Raw genomic sequence first — 15765 nt, forward strand, 5'->3', positions numbered from 1 at the left:
ATCATCCTTTTACACCCCCTTGCAGTAGGCGGCGGATTCGGCGAACACGTCTTTCAGGTTGTGACCCGTTTGAAAGATCGACACCATGCTGTTGACTGCGGCGCGGTCGTTGCTGTCGCTTGGATCGCGCAGGCAGACATTGCGAAACACCTTTTTGACCTGGCACTGGGCGAACGCATCTGAATGGGCGAATTCTTGCCCGAGGCTTTTGGCGCCGCTGCCGGAGCCTGGCAGGCCGCTGTCCCAGCCCAGTCGGCGGTTAGCGCCAGATCGCCAATAGTTGTCCCAGCTGTCATCCGGGGTCAGGTAACCCTGCTCAAAGGTAGTGCCGTTAATATGGTATTTGGGCATCACACGGGTGTTCTGGACCTGGCTGGTGCTGCCGGTTTCACCGACCTCGTTGTAGATCAGCCGGCCGGTCTCAATATCACCGTCGTATTCGTAGTCATAGTAGGCAAAGGCCTGGGTCATAGGGTCCATACCCGTGTGGCAGCCAACGCAGTTATTCAGGAACACGCGGCTGTCACCACCCGGGCTGCGGGACACGTCCTGGCGAATGCGGTCCGGCGGCAGCGACACGTCTGCCACCTGTTCCAGGTCGTTACACATGTGATTGAGTAGGGTGAAGCGGAACATGGCACGGTTGGTACCGGCGCTGAAAAAGGCTTTAGCGGCGGCGCGGGTGGTCATAACACCGGCTGTGGCAGTACCGGGAAGTTCCGGATTTTCGGCAGACTGGGTCGTGGCCACCAGAACGTTGGGGTCGCTCAGGCTTTCTCCGGAGCTTTCGAGTTCTTCGTAGTGTCTGTTGTCCGTGTTCGAGTAGCCTGTGAGGCCAAGTGAACTGTGCCCCTTGTAGAGAACGTTGCCGTAGAGTATTTCCCGGAAATCCCGGTTGTCCCGAACGATACCAATTACGGTGGCGGTGTAGTCGTTAAGCGGCACAAACGGTGACATGGCCTCGTTGGTCCAGGGCGCGACAAAGTTTTTCAGGGTGACATCGTAGAAGGCGGGGTCTTCAAGGGCGATTTCAGCGGCTGCCACTGCGCTGCCGTTTCGAACCAGGTCCTCCATTTCCTGAAGCGTTTCGGCGGAGGGAGGCACTCCGGCGATGCGATCATGAATCCGTTTGGCCTGTTCCCTGGCGCCGGCTCCTGCCTCAGGTGCCTGAGTGGCAAAGATGACCAGGAAAAAGGATACCGCTATAGTCCTTGAAACCAGTTGCCTGGTCGCGTTAAAGGCTGCCATGGTCGCTTCCCTTGATATCGTTAGCTTTCGCACATTAGTCTGATTTTACATTTGTTTAAAGTTTAATCGAGCTCTACCATGTGCTTTTGAGCGCCAGGCCACGTTATTACATAGCGTTACGTAAAAGCTTTGGAGCGCGGGCAACCACTGGGATTAGGTTATGAAAAGGAGTTCAGGACCGAGAAGGGGTTGCTGACGGTGAATTTACACCACACAAAAACGATCATTACCTCCAGGCTGCTTGCGTGGCCTGATGGCGAGGTTTTTTCGCGGTTTCTGGGCTGCGGTTTCCGATGGTTGCCAGGACTGATGGCCACCGCCCTGTTGACCGGCTGTCTCGCGGGCACCGGCGGCGATGGAGCAGCCACTGATCCCGTCGTTGTTGAAAACCCGTTGATGTACGTGGAAAGGCCGCTGCTGTTTGATGAAAATAACGGCATGCTGATTGGCGACAATATTGCCGAACCGGCTGGCTTCCGTCCTGGCGCCCGCCTGTTCCTGAAGAACTCGGCTGCCCCCGATGCGCCGGCAAGAGATATTTCATCCCGCGCTTTTACCAGCCCTCTGCGTTACGACGTCAAGGACCTGAATGTCTCCTTTGATGGCACCCGTGTGGTTTTTGCCATGCGGGCGCCCGAGATCGAGGGCGCCGATGAGGAAGACCAGCCGACCTGGAATATCTGGGAATACGATACCACCGATGACAGCCTCACCCGCCTGATCTCGTCAGATGTGACGGCGGAAGAAGGGCAGGACATCGCGCCGGCGTATCTTCCAGATGGTCGCATCGTGTTTTCAACCACCCGTCAGCGCGCCTCTCGCGCCATTCTTCTTGACGAGGGCAAGCCCCAGTATGCGGCGCTGGAGGAAGAACGTGACGTGCCGGCCTTTGTGCTACACGTGATGGATGCAGACGGTGAAAACATTCAGCAGATAACCTTTAACCAGAGCCACGACCTGGACCCACTGGTTCAGGACAACGGCAAGATCCTGTTCAGCCGCTGGGACAACGCCGGCCAGACCCAGAACAACGGATTCAACCTCTACCAGGTTAACCCCGACGGTACCGGGCTGAGCTATGTATTCGGCCGCCACTCCCACGATTCCGTCAGTGGTGACACGGCCGTGCAGTATCTGCGACCGCGGTTGACAGACACAGGTCGCATTCTGACGGAACTTCGCCCTCTGGAATCTGATGATTTTGCTGCGATCCCGACGACTGTCGACACCTCTGGTTTTGTCGAAGCCGATCTTGCCGTGGATGGATCATCGGGTTCAGGGCAGGGGGCTCTAGTCAGCGGCCTGAGCATTGGCGACGGCATTTCGCTGGGCGGTAACTACGGTTCGGTGTCCCCGCTGCTGGATGGGTCCAACCGCTACCTGGTGAGCTGGAGCCCCTGTCGTGTCCGGCTGGTGAACGGCGACGGTACGATTGTCAACTGCACTGCAGACCGGGTTGCGTCAGCGGCTTATGAAGCGGCGCCGCCGGTCTACGGGCTCTGGCTGCTGGATGCCGCCACCGGAACCCAGCGACCGATCCAGCGACCGGCGGAAGGGCGACAGTTTGACGAGGCCGTGTTGCTGCGGCAGCGCTCGCTGCCGGATTTTATTCCGGAAGCCCAGTATTTCGATGAAGAGGCTGCGCTTGCAAATGATGGCTACGGCGTGCTGGAAATTCGCAGTGTTTATGATGTTGACGGTTTAGACACATCGCCTCTGGGTATTGCCCAGACCGCGGACCCTGGGCAGCGCTCCCCTGATAACCTGCCGGTGCGATTCCTCAGGATCGAAAAACCCGTGTCCATCCCCGGTGAGGAAGTTCGTGATTTTGACAATACGGCCTTCGGGCGCAGCGCCAACCAGTCCATGCGGGAAATCCTGGGCTATGTGCCCATTGAGCCGGATGGGTCTGTCCGGGTTGCCGTTCCTGCCAATGTGGCCTTTGCTATCAGCGTCCTGGATGACCAGGGTCAGCGCATCGGTGCGCGACATCAGAACTGGCTCAACCTGCGGGCAGGTGAAACGGTTACCTGTAACGGATGCCACAATCCGGGCAGTGGTGTCCCCCACGGCAGACCAGATGCCTCACCGCCATCTGTCTACGATGGCGCGCCTACCACCGGCGTACCCTTTCCAAACACTGAACCTGGACTGGTCGATATGGGTGACACCATGGCGCAGACCTGGGCGCGTATCAATGGCACGCGCACCCTGAGCCCGAACCTGATCTATGAGGATCAATGGACCGATGCCGTCGCAGAGACACCAGGCACGCCCTTTACCCTATCGTACGCCGACCTTGGAACAGAGGATCCCATCCTGCCCGAATGTGAAGAGAACTGGGCCCGTGCGTGTCGCATCGTTATCAATTACGAGGATCATATTCATCCGCTTTGGGACCTCAATCGGCCTGTGCTCAATGAAGCAGAAGAGCAGATTGACGACTACACTTGCACCGGATGCCATTCCAATCAGGATGCCGCGGAAGCCGCGATGGTGCCCGACGGCCAGCTGGATCTGAGTAATGGCCCGTCACCGGACGAGCCGGATCACTTCAAGGCCTATCGCGAGCTGATGTTCAATGATAACCGCCAGATCCTGGATGGCGCGACACTGGTGGACGAACTTGAGCCAACCGGCGAGATTCTGCGTGATGATGAGACTGGCGAACCGATCCTGGACGAAAACGGCGATGAGATTCCGATTCTTGCGCCGATCAACGTGCCGCCAAGCATGAATGTTAACGGCGCCCAGGCCAGCAATCGGTTTTTCAATATGTTCCGCGCCGGTGGCGACCACGAGGACTTCCTGACCCCCGCCGAGCTGCGCCTGATCTCAGAATGGCTGGACATCGGCGGCCAGTACTACAACAACCCCTTTGACGCTCCGGCGGACTGAATGGACTCGAAACACAACTGACTATGCGATTCGCCCTCTGTCTGCTCCTGCTGTGCCTCCCGCTTGTCGCTTCGGCGAACTGGTTCTGGGGCGATGACGGTGAACCGCAACCGCAGGTTCAGGTTGCAAAACCGTTTATAGAATGGCGCACCGGGCCGGCGGCGGGCTATCCGGTGTTTCACACCAGCGAAAAAGGCGAGTGGCTGACGTTGCACAAGCGCAAGACCGCCTGGCTGAAAGTCACGGACGACAAGGGTAGGGAAGGCTGGGTGCACGTGGACGATGTGCTTGAAACCGTGGATGGCTCGGGCGAACAGGTCACTTTGAACGAGCCGAGCTTTGATGATTTTGACAGCCGCCGCTGGGAAGTGGGTTTGCTCATGGGCCAGTTTGAGGAAGCCGCATCCACGGCCGTTTACGGTGGATTTCTGATGACCGAGAACCTGTCGACGGAACTCTGGGCGACCCAGATACTGGGCAGTGCTTCTGAAATTCGCATGTTCAACGCGAATATTGTTCATCAGCCGTTTCCCCAGTGGCGGATTTCACCCTTTGTGACGCTGGGAGTTGGTCATATTTTTATTGAACCAAAATCCACGCTGGCAGTGCCGGAAGACCGGGACAACAGCATCGGCCATGCCGGCCTTGGGGTTCGCGCCTACGTGACGGACAACTACTTTATCCGGGCAGAGGTGAAGGACTACAAGATCTTCACCAGCCGGGCTACCAACGAAGAAGCACTGGAATGGAAAATCGGACTCAGCATATTTTTCTGAAAGGGGCCTTTATGGCAGGGCTGGCGATAGTCAGCACCGCAGCCTTCGCCCAGGAAGATGAACGCCCCCTGATCGAGCCGGATGTTCAGCCCGAGCCCGTGGATGAAGCCCTGATAGACACTGAGAATTTCGAAATCGGGGTCTTTTCAGGAATCATGAACATCGAGGATTTCGAATCGTCTTTTCTCTGGGGCGGTAAGCTGACCTATCACCTCAGCGAACGCTTCTTTTTTGAGGCCAATGTAGGCTTTGCGGAAGGGGGCGAAACCAGTTTCGAGAAGCTGGCGGGCAATGTACAGGTTTTATCCGATGAAGACCGGGAATACACCTATTACAACGTTAACCTGGGGATCAATATCCTGCCTGGTGAAGCCTTCCTGACTGAAAACTATGCGTTCAATACCAATTTCTATCTGATTGGCGGCGCCGGCGCGACGGACTTTGCCGGCGATACCCGGTATACCGCCAACGCCGGCGCCGGTTATCAGGTACTGCTGACCGACAGCATTGCGATCCAACTGGTGGTGCGCGAACACCTCTACCGGATTGATGTGCTGGGTGAGGAAAAACTTTCCATGAATACCGAAGTCAGCGCCGGTCTGTCTGTCTTTTTCTGATAAAGGAGTTGCCCATGAACAAGATGATGCTTCAAGTGTTTCTGTCCATCAGTTTGCTGGCTGGTGCGGCAGGGCTCCAGGCAAAGGAACTGAATGAGCCTGCCCCGGATTTCACCCTGAAAAGCCGGAGCGGTGAAAACCTTCGCCTGGAGGATTTTCGCGGGCAGGTGGTGATGTTGAATTTCTGGGCCTCCTGGTGCGGTCCCTGCCGTCAGGAAATGCCGCTGATGGACGACATCTATGAGCAGTACAAGGATCTCGGCTTTACCGTACTGGCCGTTAACGTCGATGAAAACCGCGAGGAAGCCCATCGCTTCCTGGACAAGGTGCCGGTGAACTACCCGATTCTTTATGACCCGGAAAGCCAGGTCAGCGAGCAGTACAACGTTCAGGCCATGCCCACCACCGTGATGATCGACCGGAACGGTAATGCCCGTTTCCTGCACTACGGCTACAAGCCCGGCTACGAAGACGATTATGAAAAGCAGATTCGCCAGTTGGTGCGGGAATAATCCCGTATTGGTGAGAGGAGACATCCCATGTTCAGGTTCCTGAAAATTGCTCTGCCGGCTACGGCCATTGTGCTGGCTCTGCTTGCCACCTCAGGCTGCAGCAACATCGAGCCCTGGGTGAAGCCCTATGAGCGGGATAAACTCGCCGACCCGGTGATGAGCCTGAGCCGCCACGGCAAGGCCAGTTCCTACATGCATCACGTGTATCAGTCCCGGGAGTCGTCCCGTGGTTCTGAAGGCGGGTCCGGAGGTGGCTGTGGCTGTAACTGAACGGCCCGGGTTCTGGCTGTTTGTACTAATGGTGGTGCTGGTCAGCCCCTGGGCAAAGGCGGCAACCCTGCCTGAAGACAACGTCGATCTGCTGTATCACCGCTATGAAGGTGGCGGCATGACAATTGATGGGCCTTCGGTGCTGGTGCGCAAGAACGTTGGCGCTCAGTGGTCGGTGTCCGGCCAGTATTACGTGGATTCGGTGTCTGCGGCGTCGGTGGACGTGCTGGCGACCGCCAGTGAATACACCGAAGAGCGCACCGAAGTGACCGCCGGTGTCGATTATCTGTACGAACGATCCATTCTGAGCCTGGGCTACACCAACAGCTCGGAAAATGATTACGAAGCCAACACCGTGTATTTCTCTGTGAGCCAGGAGTTTTTTGGCGGCATGTCCACCATCACTCTGGGTTACGCCAACGGCTGGGATGAAGTCGGGCAGAGGGGCAACGATTCGTTTGAGGAGGAGGCAGATCGCCGCAATTACCAGTTCGGTCTGAGCCAGGTTGTTACCGCAAACAGCCTGGTGGGCCTGGATTTTGAAGTGGTCACCGATGAAGGTTTCCTGCAGAACCCCTATCGGCAGAACCGTTATCTGGATGGAAGCGATAGGGGCTATGGCTACCAGGCGGAGCGTTACCCGGAAACCCGGACCAGTTATTCTCTTGCCGCTCGTGCCCTGTATTACCTGCCGTACCGAGCGTCTATCCGGGCGGAGTACCGGTATTTCAGCGATACCTGGGGCATTGATTCCCATACCTACGAGCTGGCCTACGTTCACGCCCTGAACCCCCGCTGGTCCCTGGAGGGCAAGGCACGCTTCTATGATCAGGATCAGGCGGATTTCTACAGCGACCTCTACGCCTTCGAAAATTCCCAGACCCATCTGGCCCGGGACAAGGAGATGAGTTCTTTCTCCGGCATTACCCTGGGTGGCGGGCTGGTGTACGAGTGGAAGCAGACCTCGCTGCCCGGGATTTCACGGCTGCAGGCCAGCCTCCTGGTAGATTGGCTCGATTTCGATTACGACAACTTCCGGGACGTCACCGCATCGGGCAATTTTGCCCCCGGCGAAGAACCCCTTTACTCCTTTGATGCCTTTGTAACCCGGGCATCGCTGATACTTGAATACTGACTGGTCGGGACGACTCATGATGATGACCCTTCGCACTGTTCAACGCCTGATCGCTGTTCAAACCCTGATTAACCGACAGGTCCTCTGTTTCCTGTGTGTGCTGCTGTTTTCATCGGTTCCGGCATCGGCACAGGACGCCAGCGATGAAAGCGCCGAGGAAGGCTCGGTCGCCCTGAGTGTGGAAGAACTGAAGAAAAAGGTGATCCGCCTCAACCGGGACCTGTTCATTCTGGAGGAGGACCTGCTGTTTCCGGCCAGCACCCAGTTTGCGGTGTTCCTGAGCCTCGACACCGGCCAGTTCCTGAAGCTGGACGCGGTCAAGCTCAAGCTGAATGACGACACGGTGGCGTCCCACCTCTACACCGATCGACAGCTTAAAGCCCTTCAAAGGGGCGGCATGCAGCGCCTGCACATCGGCAACCTGAAAACCGGCAGCCATGAAGTGACTGTGTTCGTAGAGGGCATGGGCCCGGACAACCGCGCCTACAAGCAGGCAGCGACCCTGCAGTTTGAAAAGGGCACCAGCACAGCGGCACTGGAAGTGCGCATTCGCGACCGATCCTCCAACTATCAGCCGGAAGTGGCCATTGTTGAGTGGGAGTAACGCGAACCGTGGCTGACTGTTTTCGTCCCCAGTTCACTGGTTTTAGTTTCAGGCTAGCCTGCAAGGGTGTGGCCTGTGCGCTTGTGATCGGATGTTCCAGTGTCATCGCGCTGGCGGATGACCGGCCGCAGCGGGCCGGCGACACCGGCTACGGTATGGCCCTTTATGAATACCATCAGGGCAATTTCTTCCAGGCGCTGACCCGCCTGAACCTTGCCAATGCCGAGGGTGGCATTGCCGGCCACGGGGACCACCCGCTGCTAGTGGAAGGCGGGCTGATGCTGGGCTACGGCATGACCCGGGAAGCCCAGACGCTGTTTCAGAACCTTCTGGATGAAGCTGATGTCGACCCGGAAACCCGCAACCAGGCCTGGTTCTACCTGGGCAAGGTGTTCTGGCTGGAAGACGATGCCGCGGCGTCATCCGATGCCCTGGAGCGGGTGGACGGCGACCTGTTGGAAGACACGGACGAAGCGCTCTATCACGAATGGCTATATTTAAAGGGCCAGTGGCTGCTGGGGCAGAATGACGCGCCCAACACCGCCGGGCCCCTTGGCGACCTTGTTGAGCAGCTGCCCGATAATTCCCCCTGGCGCTGGTATCTGAGCTACAACCGGGCTGTGCAACGGCTCGCGGGAGGGGATCTTGAGGGCGCTATTGTCGACCTGTCGGATCTGATCGATCGGGCCATGCCTGTGGACGATCTGCCGTCGGCAACGGCGGATGAACTCCTGGCTCTGGAACAACAGGCGCGCCTATCCCTGGGGCGCCTGTACCTTGGGCAGGGGGAGTTTGAACAGGCCATGGCAGTGCTGGAAAATATCCCACTGGACGGAATGCTCTCGGACCAGGCCCTGTTCGACTATGCGGTAGCGGCATCACGGCATGGCCGGAACGGGCTGGCACTTCAGGCCCTGGAAACCCTGCAGAGCCGCCCGCTGTTCACGCCCTGGCTGCAACAGGTTCCCTATGCACGGGCCTTCACCATTGAACAGATGGATCAGCCCGGGTCTGCTCTGGACGCCTATCGTGCGGCCGCGGAGCACTACGTCGCGCTGGATCAGCGGCTGTCTGCGGAACAGGCAGAGCTGGATGAGCAGCGCCTCGTTAACGCCCTGGCATTTATCCGGGAAGGTGAAACCGATCAGAATGCAGCGGAACCCGCACTGGGCGAATCCGCCATGCTTACGGATTCCTATGGTCGGGTACAGGTGCGGCCCCAGGACTTCAGTCTGGCAGAATTGCTCGCGGGTGAGCCTTTTCAACTGGCGCTGCGGGACCTGCATGAACTCTACCGTCTGGAGCATTCTCTCGATCAGTGGCGCAGGCAGCTCGCCTCTTTTGATGTAATGCTGGATACCCGTCGCAGCCGCCGGGAGACCCGAATCCGTGAAACCCGTGAAGCGCTGGCCGAGCTCGACGCCGACCAGTGGATCGCCCAGCAGGCCGAGTTCCGTCGCAGAATTGAGCAGGCCACCGATGAAAACGACGCGGCATTTTTCATGACTAATGAGCAGCGGGCACTCAAACAGCAGCTCGATGGCGTGGAAGAAAACCTCGCGTCCCTTCCGGATGACGACAGTACCCGCGAACAGCGCCGAACCTACGAGCGCATGCGCGCCTATTTCAACTGGTGGGTGGCCGACGAATTCAGCGTGAACCGCTGGGCCGCCGTAAAGCAGCTGCGGGAGCTGGACGACGCTATGGACACCTTCGTCAGCCAGCGTCAGTTGATGGAACAGGAGATGGCCTCCGATGCCAGGCTCGATGAATTCGCCGACCGGATCAGGCGTAAAGAGCAGGAGCTGGCTCAGGTTGACCAGATGCTGGACAAGGCGCTGGCTAAGACCCGACAGCAACTGGTGACTCAGGTGCAAACCGAGCTGGCCAGCCAGCGGCGTGAAATTGCTGGTTATCTGCGCGCGTCCCGCCATGCCCAGGCGCGGCTGGCTGATCAGCTGTTCCTCAGCGAGCGGGAAGCTAACGTTGTTGAGCCGGCCGGCACTGGACTGGAGGGCGCGGATGAATAACGGGCGCCGGTTCGGTAGACAGAATTTTCAGTGCCTGGCACTGGTATTGACGATGGGTCTGTCGGGCTGCCAGTCAATTTCCGGCCCGTTTGCAGGTGATGACAACACGCCGAAGCCGGGAACCCTGGGCAGCCTGAAGCCTGCGGCCATGCCCGAGCTGTCATCGGTTGGTGACGCGAGAAAGATCACTCGCGAACAGGTCACCGAGAGCTACCGGGCTCTGCTGCCGCTGCTACAGGATCCCGGCAAACGGCTGGAAGTACGTCACCGCCTGGCGGATCTTGAATTCGAGCGGGCTGAGACTCAACTGGTCGAGAACGCTGTTGACGAGATGGCCGGTGCCATCGAGGCCTATGAAAATCTGCTGGCCGAAAATCCCGGCGGCGAAACCAACGACCGCATTCTGTACCAGCTCGCCCGGGCCTATGATCTGCGGGGTATGCGCGGGCTCCAGCTGGATGCGCTGGACCGTCTGGTCAATGATTACCCCCGGTCTGAATTCTGGGTGGAATCCCAGTTTCGCAGGGGCGATATTCTGTTCCGCCAGAACCGCTATGCCGAAGCCGAAGACGCTTTTATGACCGTCATCAACGCCGATTCATCGGACGGCCGGCGAGAATCCTTTCTGGTTAACGCCCAGTACATGCGTGGCTGGAGCCAGTTCAAGCAGGAGGATTTCCGGGCGGCGTTGCAGAGCTACCTGAGCGTTCTTGACCTGGTGGTGCCCGGGGACACGTCGGTGGTCTCGATAGAAAAGCAGTACCAGACCCTGACCGAGGACCTTTTCCGGGTGTTCGGGCTGTCTCTGTCATACCTTGACGGGGCCCGCACGCTTCAGTCGCTGTTCGCGGAAGCCGGTGAGAAGTCCTACGAAAGGCTGGTCTATGACCGGTATGGCGACCAGCTGCTGGAGCAGGAGCGCTACTCCGATGCAATCAGTGTTTACGAGCGCTATATAGAATCCCGGCCCTTCAGCGCCTGGGCGCCGCGGTATCATATCCGCATCATCGACACCCTCCAGGCCGCGGGGTTCGGCAGCACGATTGTTGATCGCAAGGCCCAGTTTGTCAGCGACTACGGATTTTACAGCACCTACTGGCACCAGGCGGACGAGGAAACCCTGAGGTACATCGAGCAGCAGCTTGAAAGCCTGCTACCGGAGCTGGCCAATCGTCAGTACGCTCTGGCCACTGACAGCACAGGGCAGGCCTCTCGGGAGCATTACCTGGCGGCCGCCGATTACTACGAGGAATTTGCCGATACCTTCCCAGTCCATCCGGAAACGCCGGAAATGCTGTTCCTGCTGGGCGAGGCCAGACTGGCCCTCGAGCAGTGGCCGGAAGCAATCGCGGCGTTTGAACAGGTCGCTTACGATTTCCCATACCAGGGTGAAGTGCCAGAGCGCGCCCGGGAAGCTGGCTATGCCTCGGTACTGGCGTTTAGGGAATACGCGAAAACCTGGCCTGCCGAACCGGAAGAGGATTACCGGAGTTATGCCGAATTCCAGCAGATGAACCGTCTGCGTTTTGCCAACGCTTTCCCCCTGGATCCACGCTCGGATGACGTTCTGTTTACCGCGGTTCAGTACCGCTTTGAACAGCAGGGTTTCCAGCAGGTGGTTGAACTTAGCCAACAGCTGATCGCCCGCAACCCACGAGCGGAATTGCTGGCTGAATCAAGCCTGCTTCTGGCGCGAAGCCTGTTTGAACTTGAGCAATACGGCACGGCGGAACTGGCCTATCAGGACGCGCTGCAACTTATTCCTGCCGACGATGAGCGCCGCAGCGGACTGGTTGAGAGTCTGGCCGCCTCGGTGTTTCGCCAGGCAGAGGTCCTGGCAGATGCGGGCCAGACGGCAGAGGCGGTCAGTGAATTTCTGCGGGTCGGGGTTGTTGCCCCTACAGCTGCGCTGCGGGCAAATGCAGAATACGACGCGGCGACCTTGCTGATGGAGCTGGAGCACTGGCAGGACGCCATCGATGTGATGGTCGGGTTCCGCGCGGATTACCCTGACCACGAACAGATTGACCGGTTACCGGCGAGGCTGGCGCTGGCCTACCGTGAAACTGAACAGTGGGAGAGAGCGGGGGACGAACTGAACCGGCTCTTCGCTCTGGCCACCACCGATGAAGAACGCCGGGAAAATCTGCTGATTGCGGCAGAGCTTTACGAGCGCTCCGGCAACCTGGCCAAGGCCATTGATACCTGGCGCCGGTACGCCAATAACTACCCTCAACCCCGGGATCAGTTCATGGAGGCTGCAAAAAGCCTGTCAGGGCTATATGACCAGACCGGTAATGACGAGCGTCGCCGTTTCTGGCTCAGAGAGCAGATGGCGGCATTTGATGAAGCACCAGAGGAAGCGGACGACCGCATGCGCTACCTGGCGGCGGAAGCGTCGGTGATACTGGCCCGGGAAAAGCTTGAGTCCTACAACGCTATCCGCCTGACGTTGCCTTTGAACGAGAGCATGCGGGCCAAAACCGATGCCCTGGAAGAAGCTGTTGGGGCCTATCAGAAAACTTCCGGCTACGGCGTGTCTTCCTTTTCCACCGAGGCGGGCTATCAGATTGCCCATATTTACGCGCGGCTGGGTCAGGACCTGATGGATTCAGAGCGCCCGCCGGGCCTGTCCGAACTTGAAATGGCGCAATACGAGCTGTTGCTGGAAGAGCAGGCGTTCCCGTTTGAAGACAACGCCATCAGCATCCATGAGCAGAACGCCAGCCAGACCCGCAACGGGATTTACGATGAGTGGGTCAGGCGCAGCTTTGACGCACTGAAACAGCTGCTACCGGGACGTTACAACAAGCCGGAAATTCTGACAGGAGTCGTCGATGAACTGGGTTAAAGTTCCGGTGCGGGCTGCGGTAATGCTGATCCTCATGGCCTTCCTGGCGGGGTGTGCGACCAGGTCCGAGCCAAAGGACGATGCCGAAGCGGCTCGCGAGCAGGCAGAACAGGCCGCGCAGCAGGCGCTTCAGGAGGATTTCAGCGAGGCGGTCACGGCGATGGAAACGGGTGACGAAGATGCTGCCCGACAGCAGTTCCAGGCCATTCATCAGCAGGCCCCGGAGCGAACCGGGCCGCTGGCAAACCTGGGTATCCTGGCATTACAGGCCGGCGACCAGGCTGAGGCAAAAGCCCGGTTTGAGGCGGTGCTGGCGCTGGATTCCGGGCACCTGGTTGCGCTGAACCACCTGGGTGTTTTAGCCCGGCAAAACGGTGAATTTGAAAAAGCGGAGGCGCTTTACCGTGATGCGCTTACGGTAGACCCCGACTATCTTCCAGCGATGATGAACCTTGCCATACTGCTGGACATCTACCTTGGTCGGCCTGGCGAAGCACTGCCGCTTTATGAGCAGTATCAGTCCATGGCCGAAGACCCGCACCCAAGACTGAAGGACTGGATATTCGATGCCAAAAATCGGATCTGAAGCAATGGGATTTATGAGCCACCGCTGCAGAGCGCTGCTGTTCATCGGTTTGATAACAGGGCTGATCATGGTGTTGCCCTCAACCCTGGTGGCTCAGGAGGGTGTTATCACTCTTGAGGGTGCAAGAATTCGTGGCAACCAGGAAGCACCGCTGGTGCTGTACCTGGTGCCCTGGAAACCGCCGGTGGCGAGATCTCTTGCCCGACCAGACGAAGAGCTGATGCTGGCACGGCCCGTGGAGCCGCTGGAAAGGGCCGAATTTCGCCGACTGTTGGGCTATCATCGGCACTTTCAGGCGCTGAACCTGCCGGAAGCTGTGCCTGAAAACGCCAATAGCCAGCCAGAATGAGAGATTCATCACACTCATACTGTGCTTCGGCGCATGCAATGACAAACCGCAACAAAGCTTTTCGCCAACTTACCCCACACTCAGCCGTTGCCGAATAGACTCACAACATTCATGGATTACGGAGTGCCCAGAAAATGATTGAAACTGCCGTTCGCTTTTTTCAGGAAGGTGGCTTTTTTATGTACCCTATTGCCGTTGTACTGGTGATCGGTGTCATTGTGGCCGCTGAACGATATATCTATCTGTCTGCCCAGAAAATGACCAACCGGCGGGATTTCAATCGTCTGCATCAGATGATTTCCAAGAAAGACCTGAAGGGGGCGCTCAATTACGCCAATGAGGCAGGCAGTGCCATGGCATCGATGCTGGGTTTCGGGCTTCAGCGTCTGGCGCGGCGCCAGTCCCGGGAGGAAATCGAGTATGCCATGGAAGAGGGGCTGCTTGAGGTCATGCCCCGTCTGGAAAAGCGCACGCAGTATCTCGCCACACTGGCCAACGTCGCCACCCTGTTGGGCCTTTTGGGTACCATCATCGGCTTGATCGCAGCGTTTACTGCGGTGGCGTCTGCGGATCCTTCCCAGAAAGCCAGCCTGCTGTCCCAGAGCATTTCGGTTGCCATGAATACCACCGCGTTCGGTCTGATGTCTGCCATACCGCTGTTGTTGATCCACTCGGTGTTGCAGACCAAGACCAACGAAATCATCGACAGTTTTGAAATGGCCGGCATCAAGGTGCTGAACCTGATCAATGACGGCTCCGGTGGCAAGCCTGCGACAGGTGCGGCTCCAAAAGCGCCCCAGGGCGAACAGCCCGGAACCCCGGCAGGATCCATGGCCTAACCGTCATTTTATGATGAAATCAGGGAGCTCAGCCCATGAGGCGTAAGCATCGTCGGCTCCGTAGTGACGCCGACCTGGATATAACACCGTTCATGAACCTGATGATCGTTCTGGTGCCGGTTCTGCTGCTGAATATGGTCTTCGCGCACACCACCGTGCTGGAACTGAACTTTCCCAACACCAGTGGCAGTTCAGCCGAGGAACAGCAGGAACTGCAACTGCAGGTGATGATTTTTGATGACCAACTGGTGGTAGCGGACAACCAGGGCGGCGTGATCAAGGCCATTCCTCTAAAAGAAGCGGCCTACGATTATGAAACCCTGGGCAAGGTAATGCAGGAACTGAAAAGACGCCTACCAGAGAAACGCAACATTACCATCATGCCTTCAAGCGACACGCCCTATCAGGCCCTGGTATCGGTGATGGATTCGGTTCGTTCCTACGAAGCCGTGGTGGCTGGTGACGTGGTTAACGCCGAACTGTTCCCTGAGATTTCCCTGGGCGACGCGCCGGAACGGGCAGACCGCGCAGAAGCGGAGGCCAGTTCATGAAGGAATCCGCCAGGGCCAAACGTCTCAAGCGTCATCACCGGCGCACCAAACAGCAGAGCAAGCTGAACCTGGTGTCGTTGATGGATATTTTTACCATTCTGGTGTTTTTCCTGATGGTGAATTCGTCTTCCGATGTGCAGGTTCTGAACCAGGAAAACGCCATCAAGCTGCCCGAATCTACCGCCGAGACGCCGCCCGATGATGTGCTGGCACTTACGGTGACCGATAACGATATTCTGGTGAACGGCCGCGTTGTGGCAAAGCTGGATGCCTTCCGGGCATTCGACGGTAAGGTCGAGCCTTCATTGAAAGAAGAGCTGGATTATCAGGCTGGTCGTTCAGGCGCCGAAGCCCCGGAAGCCGGCAGACCCATCACCATTCTGGCGGACCGGGAACTGCCCTATGACCTGCTGAAAAAGATCATGTCCACCTGTGTGGACGCAGGATACGCCAGCATTTCCCTGGCCGTTAACCAGAAATCAGAGCAGGGAGCCTGACC

Annotated in this window: 15 protein-coding genes; 14 read left to right on the top strand and 1 reads right to left on the bottom strand. The window is 58.1% G+C overall.

Annotated features, from left to right (window positions below; genetic code table 11):
- Positions 1 to 9 precede the first annotated feature (9 nt).
- Complete coding sequence (locus tag E5Q11_RS02230; protein WP_135801769.1) at positions 10 to 1248, bottom strand: hypothetical protein; 1239 nt, start codon at positions 1246 to 1248, stop codon at positions 10 to 12.
- Between the two features lie 309 nt (positions 1249 to 1557).
- On the opposite strand from E5Q11_RS02230, the gene E5Q11_RS02235 reads away from it, so the two are divergent.
- The 14 genes from E5Q11_RS02235 (at position 1558) to E5Q11_RS02300 (ending at position 15763) form a co-directional block, all read left to right on the top strand.
- A complete protein-coding gene (locus E5Q11_RS02235; protein ID WP_168215592.1) occupies positions 1558 to 4146 on the top strand; it encodes an HzsA-related protein in 2589 nt (862 codons plus the stop codon).
- Positions 4147 to 4169: 23 nt separating this feature from the next.
- Positions 4170 to 4922 (top strand): SH3 domain-containing protein, encoded by a 753-nt coding sequence (locus E5Q11_RS02240; protein ID WP_135801770.1) that lies wholly within the window; start codon positions 4170 to 4172, stop codon positions 4920 to 4922.
- Positions 4892 to 5539: an outer membrane beta-barrel domain-containing protein gene (locus E5Q11_RS02245; protein WP_135801771.1), complete on the top strand. Its 648-nt coding sequence runs from the start codon at positions 4892 to 4894 to the stop codon at positions 5537 to 5539. The genes E5Q11_RS02240 and E5Q11_RS02245 overlap by 31 nt, the downstream gene beginning before the upstream one ends.
- Positions 5540 to 5562: 23 nt before the next feature.
- A complete protein-coding gene (locus tag E5Q11_RS02250) occupies positions 5563 to 6051 on the top strand; it encodes a TlpA family protein disulfide reductase (protein WP_135802399.1) in 489 nt (162 codons plus the stop codon).
- A gap of 27 nt (positions 6052 to 6078) precedes the next feature.
- Entirely contained in the window at positions 6079 to 6321 is a 243-nt protein-coding gene (locus E5Q11_RS02255; RefSeq protein ID WP_135801772.1) for a DUF4266 domain-containing protein, read from the top strand.
- Positions 6308 to 7456, top strand: coding sequence for a DUF3570 domain-containing protein (locus tag E5Q11_RS02260; protein WP_404802765.1), 1149 nt, complete (start codon positions 6308 to 6310; stop codon positions 7454 to 7456). The genes E5Q11_RS02255 and E5Q11_RS02260 overlap by 14 nt, the downstream gene beginning before the upstream one ends.
- A 16-nt stretch (positions 7457 to 7472) precedes the next feature.
- Positions 7473 to 8060: an AraC family transcriptional regulator gene (locus tag E5Q11_RS02265; protein ID WP_225314971.1), complete on the top strand. Its 588-nt coding sequence runs from the start codon at positions 7473 to 7475 to the stop codon at positions 8058 to 8060.
- Between the two features lie 8 nt (positions 8061 to 8068).
- Positions 8069 to 10090 (top strand): hypothetical protein, encoded by a 2022-nt coding sequence (locus E5Q11_RS02270; protein ID WP_225314970.1) that lies wholly within the window; start codon positions 8069 to 8071, stop codon positions 10088 to 10090.
- Positions 10083 to 12941: a tetratricopeptide repeat protein gene (locus E5Q11_RS02275; protein WP_225314969.1), complete on the top strand. Its 2859-nt coding sequence runs from the start codon at positions 10083 to 10085 to the stop codon at positions 12939 to 12941. The genes E5Q11_RS02270 and E5Q11_RS02275 overlap by 8 nt, the downstream gene beginning before the upstream one ends.
- A complete protein-coding gene (locus tag E5Q11_RS02280) occupies positions 12928 to 13527 on the top strand; it encodes a tetratricopeptide repeat protein (RefSeq protein ID WP_135801773.1) in 600 nt (199 codons plus the stop codon). The genes E5Q11_RS02275 and E5Q11_RS02280 overlap by 14 nt, the downstream gene beginning before the upstream one ends.
- A 13-nt stretch (positions 13528 to 13540) precedes the next feature.
- Positions 13541 to 13876, top strand: coding sequence for a hypothetical protein (locus E5Q11_RS02285; RefSeq protein WP_225314968.1), 336 nt, complete (start codon positions 13541 to 13543; stop codon positions 13874 to 13876).
- Positions 13877 to 14010: 134 nt separating this feature from the next.
- Positions 14011 to 14715 carry a MotA/TolQ/ExbB proton channel family protein gene (locus E5Q11_RS02290; protein ID WP_135801774.1) on the top strand — a complete coding sequence of 235 codons (705 nt, stop codon included), beginning with the start codon at positions 14011 to 14013 and terminating at the stop codon, positions 14713 to 14715.
- 35 nt (positions 14716 to 14750) lie between these two features.
- Positions 14751 to 15266, top strand: coding sequence for an ExbD/TolR family protein (locus tag E5Q11_RS02295; protein WP_135801775.1), 516 nt, complete (start codon positions 14751 to 14753; stop codon positions 15264 to 15266).
- Positions 15263 to 15763, top strand: coding sequence for an ExbD/TolR family protein (locus E5Q11_RS02300; protein ID WP_135801776.1), 501 nt, complete (start codon positions 15263 to 15265; stop codon positions 15761 to 15763). The genes E5Q11_RS02295 and E5Q11_RS02300 overlap by 4 nt, the downstream gene beginning before the upstream one ends.
- Positions 15764 to 15765: the final 2 nt, after the last annotated feature.

The sequence above is a fragment of the Marinobacter confluentis genome, assembly GCF_004785685.1.
Classification (GTDB): domain Bacteria; phylum Pseudomonadota; class Gammaproteobacteria; order Pseudomonadales; family Oleiphilaceae; genus Marinobacter; species Marinobacter confluentis.

Excerpts from the sequence above, each read along its gene's own strand:
- E5Q11_RS02290 (WP_135801774.1), top strand. The coding sequence starts at position 14,011 with ATGATTGAAACTGCCGTTCGCTTTTTTCAGGAAGGTGGCTTTTTTATG.
- E5Q11_RS02240 (WP_135801770.1), top strand. The coding sequence starts at position 4,170 with ATGCGATTCGCCCTCTGTCTGCTCCTGCTGTGCCTCCCGCTTGTCGCT.
- E5Q11_RS02255 (WP_135801772.1), top strand. The coding sequence starts at position 6,079 with ATGTTCAGGTTCCTGAAAATTGCTCTGCCGGCTACGGCCATTGTGCTG.
- E5Q11_RS02265 (WP_225314971.1), top strand. The coding sequence starts at position 7,473 with ATGATGATGACCCTTCGCACTGTTCAACGCCTGATCGCTGTTCAAACC.
- E5Q11_RS02275 (WP_225314969.1), top strand. The coding sequence starts at position 10,083 with ATGAATAACGGGCGCCGGTTCGGTAGACAGAATTTTCAGTGCCTGGCA.
- E5Q11_RS02280 (WP_135801773.1), top strand. The coding sequence starts at position 12,928 with ATGAACTGGGTTAAAGTTCCGGTGCGGGCTGCGGTAATGCTGATCCTC.
- E5Q11_RS02230 (WP_135801769.1), bottom strand. The coding sequence starts at position 1,248 with ATGGCAGCCTTTAACGCGACCAGGCAACTGGTTTCAAGGACTATAGCG.
- E5Q11_RS02250 (WP_135802399.1), top strand. The coding sequence starts at position 5,563 with ATGATGCTTCAAGTGTTTCTGTCCATCAGTTTGCTGGCTGGTGCGGCA.
- E5Q11_RS02295 (WP_135801775.1), top strand. The coding sequence starts at position 14,751 with ATGAGGCGTAAGCATCGTCGGCTCCGTAGTGACGCCGACCTGGATATA.
- E5Q11_RS02235 (WP_168215592.1), top strand. The coding sequence starts at position 1,558 with ATGGCCACCGCCCTGTTGACCGGCTGTCTCGCGGGCACCGGCGGCGAT.
- E5Q11_RS02245 (WP_135801771.1), top strand. The coding sequence starts at position 4,892 with ATGGAAAATCGGACTCAGCATATTTTTCTGAAAGGGGCCTTTATGGCA.
- E5Q11_RS02285 (WP_225314968.1), top strand. The coding sequence starts at position 13,541 with ATGAGCCACCGCTGCAGAGCGCTGCTGTTCATCGGTTTGATAACAGGG.
- E5Q11_RS02300 (WP_135801776.1), top strand. The coding sequence starts at position 15,263 with ATGAAGGAATCCGCCAGGGCCAAACGTCTCAAGCGTCATCACCGGCGC.